General features: G+C 41.6%; 11 protein-coding genes, 6 tRNA genes and 1 pseudogene. 16 read left to right on the top strand and 2 right to left on the bottom strand.

Annotation, left to right across the window (positions count from 1 at the left end):
* The 5 genes and pseudogenes from BSCG_RS02735 to BSCG_RS02755 all read left to right on the top strand — a co-directional run.
* Positions 1 to 432, top strand: a pseudogene (locus BSCG_RS02735) (hypothetical protein); the annotation flags it as partial.
* Between the two features lie 34 nt (positions 433 to 466).
* Entirely contained in the window at positions 467 to 1,561 is a 1,095-nt protein-coding gene (locus BSCG_RS02740; protein ID WP_004312283.1) for an efflux RND transporter periplasmic adaptor subunit, read from the top strand.
* Positions 1,562 to 1,609: 48 nt separating this feature from the next.
* Entirely contained in the window at positions 1,610 to 4,696 is a 3,087-nt protein-coding gene (locus BSCG_RS02745; protein WP_004312282.1) for an efflux RND transporter permease subunit, read from the top strand.
* A 16-nt stretch (positions 4,697 to 4,712) separates the two neighbouring features.
* Positions 4,713 to 6,221: a TolC family protein gene (locus tag BSCG_RS02750; RefSeq protein ID WP_004312281.1), complete on the top strand. Its 1,509-nt coding sequence runs from the start codon at positions 4,713 to 4,715 to the stop codon at positions 6,219 to 6,221.
* A gap of 5 nt (positions 6,222 to 6,226) precedes the next feature.
* Complete coding sequence (locus tag BSCG_RS02755) at positions 6,227 to 9,472, top strand: efflux RND transporter permease subunit (protein ID WP_008777339.1); 3,246 nt, start codon at positions 6,227 to 6,229, stop codon at positions 9,470 to 9,472.
* A gap of 49 nt (positions 9,473 to 9,521) precedes the next feature.
* Here the strand turns inward: BSCG_RS02755 and BSCG_RS02760 are convergent, their stop codons facing one another.
* A complete protein-coding gene (locus BSCG_RS02760) occupies positions 9,522 to 10,079 on the bottom strand; it encodes an NAD(P)H-dependent oxidoreductase (RefSeq protein ID WP_004312279.1) in 558 nt (185 codons plus the stop codon).
* Between the two features lie 177 nt (positions 10,080 to 10,256).
* Between BSCG_RS02760 and nspC the strand changes: the two genes are divergently transcribed.
* The 9 genes from nspC to nagA (BSCG_RS02805) all read left to right on the top strand — a co-directional run bounded on the left by nspC (position 10,257) and on the right by nagA (BSCG_RS02805) (position 14,683).
* Complete coding sequence (gene nspC / locus BSCG_RS02765) at positions 10,257 to 11,396, top strand: carboxynorspermidine decarboxylase (RefSeq protein WP_004295718.1); 1,140 nt, start codon at positions 10,257 to 10,259, stop codon at positions 11,394 to 11,396.
* A gap of 118 nt (positions 11,397 to 11,514) precedes the next feature.
* A tRNA-Gly gene (locus BSCG_RS02770) sits at positions 11,515 to 11,587 on the top strand.
* A 34-nt stretch (positions 11,588 to 11,621) separates the two neighbouring features.
* A tRNA-Leu gene (locus BSCG_RS02775) sits at positions 11,622 to 11,703 on the top strand.
* Positions 11,704 to 11,726: 23 nt separating this feature from the next.
* A tRNA-Leu gene (locus tag BSCG_RS02780) sits at positions 11,727 to 11,810 on the top strand.
* A gap of 19 nt (positions 11,811 to 11,829) precedes the next feature.
* A tRNA-Gly gene (locus BSCG_RS02785) sits at positions 11,830 to 11,902 on the top strand.
* 32 nt (positions 11,903 to 11,934) lie between these two features.
* Positions 11,935 to 12,019 (top strand) — tRNA-Leu (locus tag BSCG_RS02790).
* 34 nt (positions 12,020 to 12,053) lie between these two features.
* Positions 12,054 to 12,129 (top strand) — tRNA-Gly (locus tag BSCG_RS02795).
* Positions 12,130 to 12,319: 190 nt separating this feature from the next.
* Positions 12,320 to 13,486 carry an N-acetylglucosamine-6-phosphate deacetylase gene (gene nagA, locus BSCG_RS02800; protein WP_004295719.1) on the top strand — a complete coding sequence of 389 codons (1,167 nt, stop codon included), beginning with the start codon at positions 12,320 to 12,322 and terminating at the stop codon, positions 13,484 to 13,486.
* A gap of 21 nt (positions 13,487 to 13,507) precedes the next feature.
* The gene (gene nagA, locus BSCG_RS02805) at positions 13,508 to 14,683 is read left to right on the top strand and encodes an N-acetylglucosamine-6-phosphate deacetylase (protein ID WP_004310043.1); all 1,176 of its coding nucleotides are present in this window, start codon (positions 13,508 to 13,510) and stop codon (positions 14,681 to 14,683) included.
* A gap of 241 nt (positions 14,684 to 14,924) precedes the next feature.
* On the opposite strand, the gene BSCG_RS02810 is transcribed toward nagA (BSCG_RS02805), so the two are convergent.
* A complete protein-coding gene (locus BSCG_RS02810; protein ID WP_004310042.1) occupies positions 14,925 to 15,287 on the bottom strand; it encodes a thioredoxin family protein in 363 nt (120 codons plus the stop codon).
* A 236-nt stretch (positions 15,288 to 15,523) separates the two neighbouring features.
* Here BSCG_RS02810 and BSCG_RS02815 point away from each other — a divergent pair, with 236 nt between their 5' ends.
* Together BSCG_RS02815 and BSCG_RS0128015 are read left to right on the top strand one after the other, a co-directional pair.
* Positions 15,524 to 16,789, top strand: a complete 1,266-nt coding sequence (locus tag BSCG_RS02815) for a TolC family protein (RefSeq protein ID WP_004295722.1) — start codon at positions 15,524 to 15,526, stop codon at positions 16,787 to 16,789.
* 22 nt (positions 16,790 to 16,811) lie between these two features.
* On the top strand, positions 16,812 to 17,541 hold a 730-nt coding region (locus tag BSCG_RS0128015; protein WP_032849800.1), incomplete at its 3' end, for an efflux RND transporter periplasmic adaptor subunit.

The following is a 17,541-nucleotide window of genomic DNA, read 5'->3' as shown; positions in this document are numbered from 1 at the left end:
CATACTTTGAATATAGTTACTAATGAACGAAACTCTGTTATGGCAGAAAGTAACTATACTTCTAATATTGTGGCAGAATGTACTTCCGGAAAAGATTATGCTGCATTGGAAAGGCATAGGTTGGAGAATCCTTATTTTTATGATGTAATGTATATTCCTCAATATAAAATGTATGCCCGTTTGCATATTGATAAAGTAGAGTTTGATGCTGATATGGGGATTGAGAAATTGATCAATGATCGTGATTTATATTTAATGTTGTTTGATGATGAGATGAAAAAAGTATATGAAGTAAAGTTGGCAAAACATAGATATAATTATTTTACAGGTTGGTGTGTCTCTTATAGTGGTATTGTTCTTTTTGTAGATAATATGCTGGATACAGAAAATAATACGGATGATTTGACTATAGACTTTGTTTATCCTAAATAGATGATGTGTAATTGATAGCAATAAAGATATTATTATGAGAAAATATGATTGTATATGGTTGATGCTATGTTTGGTTTGGACTGGAACGTCCTCTTGCTCTGACAAAAAAAATAGTGCCGACAAACAGGAACAAGGTGTTTCCACTGTTCTTCCTGATGCTAAGAATGAAGTCACTACTCAAATACTAAAGAGACGTGATTTTCATCACGAATTGGTCAGTAACGGTAAAGTAAGTGCTCTCGGACAGGCTGATCTTCGTTTTGAGACAAGTGAAGTTATTGCTCGTATTTATGTGAAGAATGGTGACCGCGTACATAAAGGACAGAACTTAGCTGAACTTGATAAATTTCGCTTGGAGCAAAAGCTTTCCCAAGCGGAAGATGCTTTGTTGAAAGCCGAGTTGGAACTGAAAGATGTATTGATCGGACAGGGATATACCTCCGAAGATTTTAGCAAAGTTCCTGTGGAAACAATGAAACTTGCGAAAGTGAAGAGCGGATATGAGCAGTCGAGATCTCAATATGAATTGGTGAAAAGGGAAACAGAACATGCTACATTGGTTGCTCCTTTCGATGGGATAGTGGCTAATCTGTTTTCTAAACCATATAATTTAGCTAATACTTCCGAGGTGTTTTGTACGGTTATTGATACCCGTGGGATGGAAGCTGATTTTACAGTGTTGGAGAATGAGTTGGCTTTTATTAAAACAGGTGATAAGGTGATGATTACTCCTTATGCCGGAGGAGATTCGTTTGAAGGCAGCGTATCTGAAATCAATCCATTGGTAGATTCGAACGGAATGGTAAAGGTGAAGGCTGTAGTAAACGGACAAGGAAAACTGTTCAGTGGTATGAATGTAAGAGTAAGTGTCAGAAGAAGTTTAGGGCAACAATTGGTCATTCCTAAAACGGCTGTTGTGTTACGCTCCGGTAAGCAAGTGGTATTTACTTTACAAGAAGGTAAGGCTATGTGGAATTATGTACATACGGGATTGGAAAATGCAACGGAATATGTTGTTTCGGATAAATCACAGAAAGGGATTGAAGAGGGGTTACTGGAAGGAGATACGATTATTGTGACCGGAAATCTGAATCTGGCACATGAAGCGGCAGTAAAGGTCAGTGATTAACGGGTCAGTGATGAGTGATTAGTGGAGTTAATTGATAGATAGAAAAACATGATAAAATTTTTAATCCAGCGTCCTATTGCCGTATTGATGGCTTTTACTGCCTGTTTCATAATCGGGCTAGTGACATATAATACTTTGCCTATATCATTGCTTCCGGATATTGCCATTCCGGAGATAACAATACAGGTGTCTGCCGCCAATACCTCTGCCCGTGAACTGGAAAACACGATTGTGAAACCTTTACGGGGACAACTGATTCAGGTGTCTACATTGAAAGATATTCATAGTGAATCGAGAGACGGAGCAGGTATGATCCATCTGTCTTTTGATTTCGGTACTAATACGGATCTTGCCTTTATAGAGGTCAATGAAAAAATAGACGCTGCAATGAATTATCTTCCCAAGGATACTGAACGCCCGAAAGTTATTAAGGCAAGCGCAACGGATATACCCGTGTTTTACCTGAATCTGACCTTAAAGAATGATAGTGCTTATAGTACGATAGGACAGCAGTCTTTCCTTGATTTGTGTGAATTTGCCGAATCGGTGATCAAGCGAAGGATAGAGCAGCTCGAAGAAGTGGCTATGGTAGACGTGACCGGATTGGTGGAGCGTCAGGTACAGATTGTACCCGATGAGGATAAGCTGGCTATGATGGGGTTTTCCATTGAAGATATTGAATCGGCTTTGGCTGCCAATAATGTGGAGCCGGGTAGTATGACAGTACGCGACGGATACTATGAATATAATATAAAATTCTCCACTCTGTTGCGTACCGCAGAAGATGTGAAAAATATATACCTGCGTAAGGGAGACCGCATTGTCCAACTAAAGGACTTCTGCAAAGTTACTATCGTGCCCGTAAAAGAAAAAGGCGTATCTGTGTCGAATGGGAAAAGGGCGGTGACGCTGGCTGTTATCAAGCAGGCGGACGAGAATATGGATAAGATGAAGCAGTCTCTGGTAAGGACGATGGAGCATTTTAGACAGGTGTATCCTGATATTGATTTTAGTATTAGCCGCAACCAGACAGAATTGTTGGATTACACGATCTCAAATCTGCAACAGAATCTAACTTTAGGTTTCCTTTTTATCTGTCTGGTAGCTGTCCTGTTTTTGGGAGATGTGAAATCTCCGTTGGTGATCGGACTTAGTATGGTAGTCTCTATCGTGATTAGTTTTGTTTTCTTCTATCTGTGTAATATGTCCCTGAATATCATTTCGCTTGCCGGATTAATTCTGGCATTGGGTATGATGATTGACAGTTCGATTATTGTGACAGAAAATATATCCCAATACCGGGAGCGGGGCTATTCATTGCGTCGTGCCTGTATAACAGGAACTAGTGAAGTGGTGACTCCTATGTTAAGTTCTTCCCTGACTACCATTGCCGTGTTTGCTCCATTGATTTTTATGAGTGGTATTGCCGGAGCTATCTTCTATGATCAGGCTTTTTCGGTTACAGTGGGATTGATGGTTTCGTATTTTACTGGTATTATGCTTCTTCCGGTGCTTTATCTGCTGGTCTATCGGACAGGTATTCATACCCGGAAATGGAAATGGCTTTCTTTTAAATTCAATAACCCGATAAAGGATCACACATTGGACCGTTTTTATGATGCCGGTGTAGATTGGGTGTTCCGTCACAAAACGTTTAGTGTATTGTTTTGTGTTGTCTCCATCCCGCTTTGTATATTTTTCTTTTTCTTTATCGACAAGCAGCGGATGCCTGATATAGAAGAGAATGAATTGATTGCCCGAATCGAGTGGAATGAGAATATTCATGTGGATGAAAACAGGCGGCGTGTGGATGAGCTTTTTAGGGATTTAAAAGAACAGGTATTGGAGCACACGGCATCTGTTGGCAGGCAGGATTTTCTTCTGAATCGTGAAAGGGAACTTTCTTCTTCCGAAGCAGAACTTTATTTCCGAACGGAAACATCAGAAACAATCATTCCTTTGCAGCAGGAGATATACCATAAACTGAAAGAACGTTATCCACTTTCCGTTATTTCTTTCTCTCCACCGGAGACTGTATTTGAGAAACTCTTTGTCACGGGAGAACCGGATATCATAGCTGAATTTTACACCCGTAATAAGGCAAAAGCACCGGAAGCGGAAACGATCCGGAATGTGGAGCTGGAGTTAGCCCGTAGGACGGGAATTGCTCCTACAGGCATTGCCTTTGAGAACCAACTGAACCTAAGTATCAATAAGGAGAAACTATTGCTTTACCGTGTTGCTTACAATGAACTTTATAGAGTCTTGAAAACAGCTTTCCGAGAAAATAGTGTGACTATGTTGCATTCTTACCAGCAATATCTTCCGATCAACGTTGCGGGCAGTGAGAAGACGGTGAATGAAATATTACAGGAAGCACTAATACAGACTGAACCGGACAATAGAGGAAACAGAGAGTACATTCCACTCCGGGAACTGGTGACGGTTACTCCTGCCGAGGACTTGAAGAGTATTACTGCCGGACGTAACGGGGAATATGTTCCTTTTGATTTTTATGGCGTACAGGACGGAAACAAACTGATAAAGGAGGTGAAACAAACGGCAGAAGATATGAAAGACTGGGATACTGGATTCTCCGGCAGTTTCTTTTCTAACAGTGAGATGTTGGATGAACTGGTGGTGATTTTATTTATTTCGCTGTTATTGATGTATTTTATTCTTGCCGCACAGTTTGAAAGCTTTTTGCAGCCTTTGCTTGTTTTGGCGGAGATACCGATTGACCTCGCATTTGCACTGCTTTTACTCTGGATTTGCGGACATACGCTGAATTTGATGTCTGCTATCGGGTTGATCGTTACCTGCGGTATTGTAATCAATGACTCTATTCTGAAGCTGGATGCTATCAATGAATTGCGTAAAGCGGGTGTTCCGTTATTAGAAGCGATACATGAAGCTGGCCGCAGGCGTTTGCGACCGATTATCATGACTTCACTGACTACCATCTTCGCAATGGTGCCACTGCTTTTTTCTTCAGATATGGGTTCGGAGTTACAAAAACCGTTGTCTATAGCTATGATAGGAACAATGTCGATTGGTACGACGGTGAGCTTATTTATCATACCGTTACTTTACTGGTTTATTTACCGTAACAAGAAAATAAGTATTAAGTATTAGTCCAAAAATGAGAGTTATGAATAGATTAAAGAAAAGAATTCCTGTTTTCCTTTGTGTCCTCTGTGTCCTCTGTGGTGAATCCCAGCTTCGAGCGCAGAAACACCTGGTATTGGATTTGAACAGGACAATTTCTCTAGCTAACGACAGTTCGCTGGAATCATTCCGTACGCAGAATATGTATTTATCCGGTTATTGGGAGTATAGGACTTTTCGGGCAAATCGGTTGCCTAGCTTGACGCTGGATGTTACTCCGGCACAATATAACCGGGATATTACGAAACGATACGATTCGGGACAGGATTTGGATGTATACCGTACGCAACAGTCTTACTATGCTTATGGAGGATTGAGTGTAAAACAGAATTTTGATTTAACCGGAGGTACTTTTTATCTGGAATCGAATCTTGCCTATATGCGTAACTTCGGAAGTAACAGTGCTACGCAACTTACGAGTGTTCCTATACGAATCGGATATTCGCAAAGTCTGGTAGGATATAACTCCTTCAAATGGGAACGGAGGATAGAACCGTTGAAGTATGAGCGTGTGAAAAAGGAATTTCTCTATAATGTGGAAAAGGTGTCGGAAACGGCTACGAATTATTTCTTCTCTCTGGCTATGGCGCAGGCAGAATATAATCTTGCTAAAGAAAACTTGGCTTCTACGGATACATTGTATCGTATTGGGCAACAGCGTCACCGAATTGCAGCTATCTCACAGGCTGATTTGTTGACATTGAAACTGGATCGTGTGAATGCGCAGAATACATTGCAGAATAAAGCAAGTGACCTGAAACGGGCTATGTTTTCACTGGCTTCTTTTCTCAATCTGGATAAGAATACGCAAATCAAACTGGAACTTCCTTCCCGTCCGGAGATGGTGGATATTCCGGTAGATGAGGCTTTGAGGTGGGGCAGGAATAATAACCCGCAATTGTTGGAACTGAAACAGAATGTACTTGAAGCGGAACGGAATGTGGATAAGACGAAGAAAGAATCTCGCTTTAACGCAAGTGTGAATGCCAGTATCGGTTTTAATCAGGTAGCAGATAATTTTGGAGATGTGTATCATAAACCGATGCAGCAGGATTTGGTGGCAGTCAGTGTTTCTATTCCGTTATTGGACTGGGGTGTTCGTAAGGGTAAGTATAATATGGCAAGAAATAATCTGAATGTAGTGAAGATCTCGGCACGTCAGGATGAGATTAGCATCGAGGAGGAAGTGATTATGACGGTAAGTGATTTTAATATCCAGCAGCAATTGATAGCCAGTGCGGAAGAAGCGTTGGATCTGTCTATACTTGCTTATAATGAGACTAAACAGCGTTTTATCATCGGCAAAGCGGATATAAACAGCCTGACACTTTCACTCAACAGGCAGCAGCAGGCACAACGTAATTTTATCTCTGCCTTGCAGAACTACTGGCTGAATTATTATAAGATACGGAGACTTACGTTATTTGATTTTGCTGCGAAACTTTCACTTTCGGACAGGTTTGATTTTAATGGAGGAAAGTTGGTTAAATGACGAAAATGCAAAATATAGATTCTGAAATAGTAAAATCTCCTAAGGCTTCCGCTTTCACATTGATTGTGGCTTTTGTCTGTGTGGCATTGGTTGGGTTAGCACTCATTCCATTGCTGCCTGTCAAATTGAATCCGTCGCGGACCTTACCCGGCTTCACGGTGAGATTCAGTATGCCCGGTACTTCAGCACGTGTGGTGGAAATGACGGCTACCAGTAAGTTAGAGGCAATGCTTGCCCGTGTGAAGGGTATTCGAGGGATTTCTTCCACTTCAGGAAACGGATGGGGAAGTGTCAGTGTGAATTTGGATAAACATGTGGATGCAGCGGTTGCCCGCTTTGAAGCTTCTACTATTATTCGTCAGACGTGGCCGGAATTACCGGATGGGGTGAGCTATCCGTATATTCAGATGCACAGGCCGGGGCAGAGTAATCAGGGGCCTTTTATGGCATTTACGATCAATGCACCCGCTACTCCTTTCTTAATTCAGCAGTATGCGGAAGAACATATAAAAACGCGTCTTGCACAGATTCCGGGAATTTATAAAATCAACCTTAGCGGAGCTACTCCGATGGAATGGCGATTGGAGTATGATTCGGAACAATTGCGTGCGCTTGGAATAAATACGGATGATATTCGTCAAGCTGTCCGGTTGCATTATCAAAAAGAATTTTTGGGTACTTATGATGTAGAACAGGGTGCTTCGGGCAGACAGTGGATACGTTTGGCATTGGTTCCCGAGCAGGAGGGCAGAGAGTTTAATGCGGAGCGGATAAAGGTAAAAATGAAAGATGGTAAAATCATAGGTCTGAATGAGCTGGTGAAGGTTTCCCGTATGGAGGAGCAGCCACAAAATTATTATCGGATTAATGGGCTGAATTCAATTTATCTGTCGATTGTTGCAGAGGAAACAGCAAATCAATTGGCATTGAGTGAAAAGGTAAAAGCATTTATGGATGATAACCAGCTATTACTTCCGGCAGGATATGAGATTCACACCAGTTACGACGCAACGGAATTTATTCAGGAAGAACTGGGGAAAATTTATTTGCGTACGGGAATGACTGTAGCGATTTTGCTCCTGTTTGTATTGTTGATCACCTTTAGTCCTAAATATCTTTTTTTGATTGTAATCAGTCTGGCTGTTAATATGGCAATAGCTGTCATTCTTTATTATGCGTTCGGATTGGAAATGCAATTGTATTCTTTGGCGGGTATTACGGTTTCATTAAATTTGGTGATAGATAATACAATTGTAATGAGCGATCATTATTTGCGGCGTAGAGATCGGAAAGCGTTTATGTCCATTCTTGCAGCCACGTTGACCACGATGGGAGCTTTGGTTATCATCTTTTTTCTGGATGAGAAGATACGTCTTAATTTACAGGATTTTGCTGCGGTAGTGATTATAAATCTGGGAGTATCACTGCTGGTTGCTTTATTTTTTGTTCCTTCTCTAATTGATAAAATAGGATTGAAACGAAGAAAGAAACCTTCTCTTTCAATAGTTAAATGGAAAATTGGGGAGGTGCGTTGCTTTGTGTGGATACGTTCAAGAATACGTCGGCTTCCGGTTTATTTCAGTCGTTGTTACAGGTGGCTGATACAAATACTTTGCCGTTGGAGGGTGGCGGTATGTATTTTGTTATTGTTGGTATTCGGACTACCGGTATTTCGATTGCCGGAAAAGATGAAAGGTGATGATAGATGGGCGAGAACTTATAATCAAACGTTGGGGACCACCACTTATAAAGAAAAGGTGAAACCGATAGTAGATAAGGTGTTGGGAGGTACTTTAAGGTTATTTGTGCAAAAGGTATATGAAGGGAGTTACTTTTCACGTAATGAAGAGGTAGTGCTTCACGCCAATGCTAATTTGCCGAATGGAAATACACTTGAGCAGATGAATACACTGATGAAGAGGATGGAAACTTATTTGAGCGAATTTAAAGAGATTAAGCAATTCCAGACATCTGTAGAAAGTGCTCGCAGGTCATCTATCCACATCTATTTTTCGAAAGAACACCAGAAAAGCGGTTTTCCCTATACGTTGAAAGCGAATATGATTAGCAAGGCGCTTCAACTGGGAGGTGGAAATTGGAGTATATATGGTTTACAAGATCAGGGGTTCAGTAATGATGTACGTGAGAATGCGGGTTCTTTCCGGGTGAAAATGTATGGATATAATTACGATGCACTGTATGATTGGGTTGAAAAATTAAAAGCAAAGTTATTGTCTCACCGCCGGATTCGGGAAGTGACGATCGGATCTGATTTCTCCTGGTGGAAAGATGATTATATGGAATTCTACTTTAATCTGAATAAACAGCGGATGGCAGAGGAGGGGATTGGAGCCGGAAGGTTATTTTCTGCTATTCACCCGATATATGGGCGAAATATGGAAATAGGTTCGGTAATGGCGGAAGAGGGGACGGAAAAGATAAAACTTTCTTCGTGTCAGTCGGAAGATAGGGATGTGTGGGCAATGCAGTTTTATCCTTTTCAAATAGGAGAGAGGGAATATAAGCTTTCTGAATTGGCAACTGTGGAAAAAGGACAGATGCCACAGGAAGTGGCTAAGGAGAATCAACAGTATCGGCTGTGTTTGCAATATGAGTATATCGGTTCTTCGGAACAGGGAAATAAACTATTGAAAAAAGATCTGGAAGAGTTTAACGAGATTCTCCCGATGGGATATACTGCAAAATCGGAGGATAATAACTGGTCTTGGGGTGGAAAGGACAACAAGCAATATCGTTTGCTTTTGATTGTGATTGCTATTATTTTTTTTATTACGAGTATACTGTTCAATTCTTTGAAACAGCCATTGGCAATAATTTTTGTGATTCCGGTATCTTATATCGGCGTGTTTCTGACATTCTATTGGTTCAAATTGAATTTTGACCAGGGAGGATTTGCTTCTTTTGTTTTGCTTTGTGGTATTACGGTTAATGCGAGCATTTATATCTTGAATGAATATAATTCCGTTCGTAAACGCTTCCCGCGTCTTTCACCGCTTCGGGCTTATGTGAAAGCCTGGAATACTAAAGTGATTCCTATCTTTCTGACGGTGACTTCTACCATCTTGGGATTTGTCCCTTTTATGGCAGGCATGGAAAAAGAAGGCTTCTGGTTTCCATTGGCAGCAGGCACTATCGGAGGATTAATAATGTCTGTAATCGGAGTGTTTATTTTCCTGCCAGTGTTTACATTGAAAAAGAAGTGTTTGGTGAAACCTAAAGCTATGCTTTAGCAACTGTAAAGCGTAGCTTTATCCTATCTAAAGCTACGCTTTATAAATCTTACCAATTGTTCCCTGCATTACTGCTACCGATAAGCATCTCCACACGTTGTTTATACAAATTAGCTCCTTCAGCAATATTCTTTCCCGCATCTGCTGTTCCCATTCCGTAGACTACAATAGGGGTTTGCCATGACATTCCCGAATGAATGGCACTTACCTGATAAGGACGTAATAACTCGTCCATCGTGAAGCGGTTTCTGCCGCCACTGCGATACGCTTCGTATTCGGATCCCGTGGTCGTTACCACTGTCAACGATTTGCCGGCGACAGCCGGAGTCTTGGATAGAAAAGTAAAGACTTCATCTTGCCATTTCTTTAGTAATGACGGCGCAGACATCCAATAGAAAGGAAATTGATAGATGACAGCCGAGGCATCGGAAATGATTTTACTCCATTCATCTACATTGAAAGCGATTTCTTGCGACAGCTCGTAAAGATTGAAAACTGCTACTCCTTCCATGTCACTGACAGCATCAACTAATGCTTTGTTTGCTTGTGATTCCTTGATGTTAGGATGTGCCAGCAGAATCACTACTTTTCTTAAATCTTTATTCATTTTTAATCAGGTATTTAGGATGATATAATACTTAACTATAATATATAAGGTGTAAAAATAAGAAAAAGTTCGCGAAAACCAATATCTTAATTAAAAATAAAACAATCCCTCTTTGCTTTTGAATTTGTATTTTTGCATCCACGTTCGTAAGGCGTTATTTTAGATAATAATTTATATATGATAGATTTTAATCAGTTCCCTTCTCCTTGTTACATCATGGAAGAAGAGCTTTTAAGAAAGAACCTGTGTTTGATAAAAAGCGTGGCCGACAGGGCGGGAGTGGAGATCATTCTTGCTTTTAAGTCATTTGCCATGTGGCGCTCTTTCCCCATATTCCGTGAATATATAGATCATTCTACGGCAAGTTCGGTGTATGAAGCCCGTTTGGCATTGGAAGAGTTCGGCAGCAAGGCGCATACATATTCTCCTGCTTATACGGAACAGGATTTCCCGGAAATCATGCGTTGCAGCAGTCATATCACATTCAACTCAATGCAGCAGTTTGAACGCTTCTATCCGATGGTGGTTGCAGAAGGAAGTGGCATCTCTTGTGGTATCCGCGTAAATCCTGAATATTCGGAAGTGGAAACCGAACTTTATAATCCATGTGCACCCGGCACACGTTTTGGGATAACAGCCGATTTGTTGCCCGAAGCATTACCGCAAGGTATTGAAGGCTTTCATTGTCATTGTCACTGTGAATCTTCTTCTTATGAGCTGGAACGTACATTGGAACATCTTGAAGCTAAATTTGCCCATTGGTTTCCACAGATTAAATGGTTGAATCTGGGTGGTGGACACCTGATGACTCGTAAGGATTATGATACCGAACATTTGATAAGACTGTTGCAAGGATTAAAAGCACGCTATCCTCATTTGCGCATTATCCTGGAGCCCGGTTCGGCCTTTACCTGGCAGACGGGAGTGCTGACTTCCGAAGTGGTGGATATTGTGGAAAGTCGTGGTATCAAGACGGCTATTTTGAATGTTAGTTTCACTTGCCACATGCCGGATTGTCTGGAGATGCCATATCAACCTGCCGTGCGTGGTGCAGAGATGGGAAATGAAGGAAAATATATTTATCGTCTCGGAGGAAATTCCTGTTTGAGCGGTGATTATATGGGACTGTGGAGCTTCGATCACGAGTTGCAAATCGGAGAGCGTATCGTGTTCGAAGATATGATTCATTATACGATGGTCAAGACAAATATGTTTAACGGAATTCATCATCCTGCCATTGCCATTTGGACAAAAGAGGGGAAAGCTGAAATATACAAGCAATTTTCTTATGAAGATTATCGTGACCGAATGAGTTGATAATCAAAATGATTGTTTTGCGGTAGGTGCAAAGTGAACAGATTTCTGTGAAAAAAGTAGGCAGAATGTTTGCATGTTTACGGAAAATCCCTACCTTTGCAACCGCAAACGAAAAAATGCGGAAATAGCTCAGTTGGTAGAGCATAACCTTGCCAAGGTTAGGGTCGCGAGTTCGAGTCTCGTTTTCCGCTCATGTTTCTTTGAAATGTTGGAACAATAATCTTTGCCCAGGTGGCGGAATTGGTAGACGCGCACGTTTCAGGTGCGTGTGTCGAGAGGCATGCAGGTTCGAGTCCTGTTCTGGGCACAAAGGTTAAACTTTAAAATTATGGAGAGGTGGCGGAATTGGTAGACGCGCTACTTTGAGGTGGTAGTGACAGAAATGTTGTGGGAGTTCGAGTCTCCTCCTCTTCACAGTTTATGAAAGTGAAATGCGGAAATAGCTCAGTTGGTAGAGCATAACCTTGCCAAGGTTAGGGTCGCGAGTTCGAGTCTCGTTTTCCGCTCTTGTTTCTTTGAAATAATGGAACTAAGTTTTGCCCAGGTGGCGGAATTGGTAGACGCGCACGTTTCAGGTGCGTGTGTCGAGAGGCATGCAGGTTCGAGTCCTGTTCTGGGCACCAATCTTTCAGATTTCTGAATGACGAAATTTAGTTTGCGGAAATAGCTCAGTTGGTAGAGCATAACCTTGCCAAGGTTAGGGTCGCGAGTTCGAGTCTCGTTTTCCGCTCCATATAAGATGAGGTTGTCAGTCGATAAGATTGGCAACCTTTTTTTGTATAATATTGGAAGTTTACCGGACGATTGTATCGATAGATTGAACGGAAAAGCGTAATTTTGCAAACGAAAAAATCAATGTACTCCCCCCAAAAAAGAGCGTCATTGATTCACACAGACCTTTAATTAATTTAACTATTTGTGATATGTTAACACAGATTATTAATGCACGCATCCTCACCCCGCAAGGCTGGTTGAAGGATGGGTCAGTTCTTATTCGTGACAATAAAATTCTGGAAGTAACCAATTGTGACCTTGCAATTATCGGAGCCAAACTGATTGATGCCAAAGGAATGTATATTGTTCCGGGAGGTGTAGAAATCCATGTTCACGGTGGCGGTGGAAGAGACTTTATGGAAGGCACCGAAGAGGCTTTCCGGACAGCAATCAAAGCTCATATGCAGCATGGCACTACCAGTATTTTTCCTACTCTTTCTTCTTCTACCATTCCAATGATCCGTGCAGCCGCGGAAACTACAGAGAAAATGATGGCGGAGCCTAATAGCCCTGTGCTCGGGCTTCATCTGGAAGGACATTATTTCAATATGGCGATGGCAGGTGGACAGATTCCCGAAAATATCAAAGATCCCGATCCCGAAGAATATATTCCGTTGCTGGAAGAAACTCATTGTATCAAACGTTGGGATGCCGCACCGGAACTTCCCGGAGCCATGCAATTTGGTAAATATATCACAGCGAAAGGGGTGTTGGCTTCGGTAGGACATACCCAGGCAGAATTTGAGGATATACAGACAGCCTATGAGGCGGGATATACGCATGCCACTCATTTTTATAATGCAATGCCGGGATTCCATAAACGGAAAGAGTACAAGTATGAAGGTACGGTAGAAAGTATTTATCTGATTGATGATATGACAGTGGAAGTGGTGGCAGACGGTATTCATGTGCCTCCAACAATCTTGCGCCTTGTTTACAAGATAAAAGGAGTGGAACGCACTTGTCTGATAACGGATGCATTGGCTTGTGCCGCCAGTGATAGTCAGGTGGCTTTTGATCCGCGTGTGATTATCGAGGACGGAGTATGTAAGCTGGCAGACCATTCAGCACTGGCGGGAAGTATTGCAACGATGGATCGCTTGATTCGTACCATGGTGCAGAAGGCGGAAATACCTTTGGAGGATGCCGTGAGAATGGCCTCCGAAACTCCTGCCCGGATTATGGGAGTACTCGACCGTAAAGGAACGCTGGAGCGTGGCAAGGATGCCGATATAATTGCTTTAGACAGAGACTTGAATGTGAGAGCTGTATGGGCGATGGGAGAACTGGTAGAAGGCACCAATAAACTGTTTTAAATCTAATAAATAACGAAAACTATGTTGACTCAAATAATAAATGGAAGAATATTGACCCCGCAAGGCTGGTTGAAAGATGGTTCCGTATTGATTTGTGATGGAAAAATATTAGAGGTGACCAACAGTGATTTGGCGGTTATCGGTGCAACGGTTATTGATGCCAGAGGGATGACGATTGTGCCCGGATTTGTAAGTATGCATGCACATGGAGGTGGCGGACATGATTATACGGAAGCAACGGAAGAAGCATTCCGCACGGCAACTACTGCACATCTGAAACATGGTGCTACCGGGATATTTCCTACATTATCATCTACCTCGTTCGAAAGAATCTACCAGGCAGTTGATGTCTGTGAAAACCTGATGAAAGAGAAGGATTCTCCTGTTCTTGGCCTGCATATCGAAGGTCCTTACTTGAATCCGAAGATGGCGGGAACACAGTATGACGGTTTTCTGAAAACTCCGGATGAAAATGAATATATTCCTTTATTGGCGCGTACGTCTTGCATCAGACGTTGGGATATTAGTCCCGAACTACCCGGTGCACATGATTTTGCAAAGTATACCCGTTCGAAAGGAATTATGACTGCCGTAACACATACGGAAGCCGAATATGATGAAATCAAGGCTGCGTATGCAGTGGGCTTCTCTCATGCTGCCCATTTTTATAATGCGATGCCGGGTTTCCATAAACGTCGTGAGTATAAATATGAGGGTACGGTGGAGAGCGTATATTTGACGGATGGGATGACAGTGGAAGTGATTGCAGATGGTATTCACTTGCCTGCCACGATTCTAAAGTTGGTTTATAAGTTGAAAGGTGTAGAGAATACGTGCCTCGTTACCGATGCTTTGGCTTATGCTGCTTATGAAGGGAATGAACCGATTGATCCTCGCTATATCATAGAGGACGGCGTATGTAAGATGGCAGATCATTCTGCATTGGCCGGTAGCCTGGCTACGATGGATGTATTGGTTCGCACCATGGTGAAGAAAGCGAATATACCTTTGGAAGATGCCGTGCGTATGGCTTCTGAAACTCCTGCCCGTTTAATAGGAGTGAGTGACCGGAAAGGGGCGTTGGCAAAGGGAAAGGATGCTGATATTGTGATTCTTGATAAGGAACTGAATGTACGATGTGTATGGTCGATGGGAAAGATTGTTCCGGGAACTGATATTCTGTTGCATAAAGAATAGTTGAAATAATCCCCAAAGAGGAGGGTCATAATGAATAATAAAACGCAGATTAACACAAATTATCGCAGATTATTTCATTTATATTGATATATTAATCAATGACTTATAAAATTATTTCTGCGATAATTCGCGATAATCTGCGTTTTGACACACTCCCTATTATAAAAGCCAATGTTCTGTATGATATCAAAAGTCCGGCAGTTTATCATCATCAGAAGTATCCCGGACTTTTAATGTATTTCTATTCTGAAAGCAAACTGCTTTCTATCAGTTCTTTCAATTGGTTTTTATTCATTGTACCTAACTTCATTGTCGGTTTGCCGTTCAGCGGGCAAAGTAACAGGTTGGGAATGGTGCGGATTTTAAATGCACTTTCCAATTCCGGTTCCTGATCGACATCTACTTTATAAATATCTAATTTCCCTTCGTATTCTTTAGCTAGTTGGTCTAATATAGGCGATAACGCTTTGCAATAGACGCACCACGGGGCATGAAAATCGACCAGGCAAGGTTTATTCCCTTTGAAGTTCCAGTTATCAGGATAAGATTGATAATCAGCTACCTTCTCTACAAAACTATCTTTGGTTAAATCTATTATTTTCATATATTCTATTTTTAATGGTTCATTTCATTTTCTCTACTGCAAAGATAGGGGAGTTGGGATAAAAGAAGGATAGCCATTTTTCCTGTTGTGTTTACAATTCTTCCTTCTATGGCTGTTTTCTAATCAAATTCTAATCTGATATGAGAGGCTTATAATGACTTTTTCCCGTCTCTCCGGCTACAGAATTGTAATTTTGCCGCGACAACTACAATAAGGTAATAAAGATAAATATAGTAATGAACAGAGTATTTCTAATTTCTTTTTTTCTTCTGCTGACAGGAGGAATATGCGCGCAACAGGCTACCACAGGAACATTAACGCTGAAAGAGGCGGAACAACGTTTTCTGGAACGTAACTTATCACTGATAGCCGAACGGTATAACATTGATATGGCACAGGCACAAGTGCTGCAAGCCAAATTATTTGAGAATCCGGTAATCTCGTTAGAACAGAATGTTTATAACCGCCTGAACGGAAAGTATTTTGATTTTGGTAAGGAGGGCGAAATGGTTGTGGGAATTGAACAGGTAATTCGTCTTGCCGGACAACGGAATAAGCAGGTGAAACTGGAGAAAATCAACAAGGAAATAGCAGAATATCAGTTTGAAGAGGTGATGAGGACACTTCGTCAGGAGCTGAATGAGAAGTTTGTACAAGTCTATTTTCTCTCGAAATCCATATCCATTTATGAGAAGGAAGTGAATTCTCTGCAAGAGTTACTTGCCGGAATGAAACTGCAACAGGAGAAAGGAAATATTTCATTGATGGAAATGTCCCGTCTGGAATCTATGTTGTTCTCTTTGAAAAAAGAGAAGAACGAACGGGAAAACGAGTTGTTGACCCTTAGAGGAGAACTTAATGTCTTGTTAAATCTTCCGGGAGACACGATGGTTGAGTTATCACTGGATGAAGAGGTGTTGAAGCAATTGGATTTGTCTCAACTATCGTTCGCCGACTTGAAAGCGATGGTGAATGAACGGCCGGATCTCAAGATTGCCCGGAGTACGGTCAGTGCTTCCCGTGCAAATCTGAAATTGCAGAAATCAATGGCATTTCCGGAATTTTCGGTGAATGGTAGTTATGACCGTGCCGGAAACTTTATCAATAACTATTTTGCAATAGGAGTGAGCTTGTCAGTACCTATTTTCAACCGCAACCAGGGAAATGTGAAAGCTGCCCGTTTTAGTATCCAGCAGGCAGGAGCGGAACAGGAAAATGCGGCTAACCGTGCGGATATGGAGCTTTATACCGCTTATGCTTCACTGGATAAAGCAGTTCAGCTTTATCAATCTACCAATATGGAACTGGAACGTAACTTTGAAAAATTGATTGCGGGAGTGAATGAAAACTTTAAGAAACGAAATATCAGTTTATTGGAGTTTATCGATTACTATGACAGCTATAAAGAAACTTGTATTCAGTTGCATGAAATAAAGAAAGATGTTTTCCTGGCGATGGAAAACCTGAATACAACTATCGGACAAACTATATTGAACTACTAATATTCATAAATTATCAAAGACTATGAACTGGAATAAATTCCTTCCTTGCATATTGCTTACTACCGTATTGGGAGCATGCTCCGGTAAAGGAGAACAAACGAATGTTGAACCGGCTGCCTTATGCCTGACAGATAGCTTGTTGAGAATTGTATCTGTCGATACGGTTCACGTTCAAGAGGTGATTGACGAACTGACATTGAACGGGCGGGTCACTTTTAATGAGAATCAGGTGGCACATGTATATCCGATGTTTGGAGGTACGGTAACAGAATTGAAGGCTGAAATAGGAGACTTTGTTCGTAAGGGAGATGTATTGGCAGTCATCCGCAGTGGAGAAGTGGCAGATTATGAAAAGCAATTGAAAGAGGCGGAACAACAATTATTGCTGGCACGCAGAAATATGGATGCTACGCAGGATATGTATGCTTCCGGCATGGCTTCGGATAAAGATGTACTTCAGGCGAAGCAGGAGTTGACAAGTGCCGAAGCCGAAGAAAGAAGAATAAAGGATGTTTTCTCTATTTATAATTTCTCCGGAAATGCTTATTATCAGCTGAAATCTCCTGTTTCGGGGTTTATTGTGGAGAAACAAATCAGCAGGGATATGCAGTTGCGTCCGGATCAGAGTGAAGAGCTGTTCACGATTTCGGGGTTGTCAGACGTATGGGTGATGGCGGATGTGTATGAAAGCGATATCAGTAAGGTTTCCGAAGATGCCTCCGTACGCATTTCTACGTTGGCTTATCCGGATA

This window comes from Bacteroides sp. 2_2_4, assembly GCF_000157055.1.
Lineage (GTDB): Bacteria > Bacteroidota > Bacteroidia > Bacteroidales > Bacteroidaceae > Bacteroides > Bacteroides ovatus.
The sequence above is the reverse complement of the archived record's forward strand: the minus strand, read 5'-3'. Positions and strand labels throughout refer to the sequence as shown.

Excerpts from the sequence above, each read along its gene's own strand:
- BSCG_RS02755 (WP_008777339.1), top strand. The coding sequence starts at position 6,227 with ATGCAAAATATAGATTCTGAAATAGTAAAATCTCCTAAGGCTTCCGCT.
- nagA (WP_004310043.1), top strand. The coding sequence starts at position 13,508 with ATGTTGACTCAAATAATAAATGGAAGAATATTGACCCCGCAAGGCTGG.
- BSCG_RS02810 (WP_004310042.1), bottom strand. The coding sequence starts at position 15,287 with ATGAAAATAATAGATTTAACCAAAGATAGTTTTGTAGAGAAGGTAGCT.
- BSCG_RS02760 (WP_004312279.1), bottom strand. The coding sequence starts at position 10,079 with ATGAATAAAGATTTAAGAAAAGTAGTGATTCTGCTGGCACATCCTAAC.
- nagA (WP_004295719.1), top strand. The coding sequence starts at position 12,320 with ATGTTAACACAGATTATTAATGCACGCATCCTCACCCCGCAAGGCTGG.
- BSCG_RS02815 (WP_004295722.1), top strand. The coding sequence starts at position 15,524 with ATGAACAGAGTATTTCTAATTTCTTTTTTTCTTCTGCTGACAGGAGGA.
- BSCG_RS02745 (WP_004312282.1), top strand. The coding sequence starts at position 1,610 with ATGATAAAATTTTTAATCCAGCGTCCTATTGCCGTATTGATGGCTTTT.
- BSCG_RS02750 (WP_004312281.1), top strand. The coding sequence starts at position 4,713 with ATGAATAGATTAAAGAAAAGAATTCCTGTTTTCCTTTGTGTCCTCTGT.
- nspC (WP_004295718.1), top strand. The coding sequence starts at position 10,257 with ATGATAGATTTTAATCAGTTCCCTTCTCCTTGTTACATCATGGAAGAA.
- BSCG_RS02740 (WP_004312283.1), top strand. The coding sequence starts at position 467 with ATGAGAAAATATGATTGTATATGGTTGATGCTATGTTTGGTTTGGACT.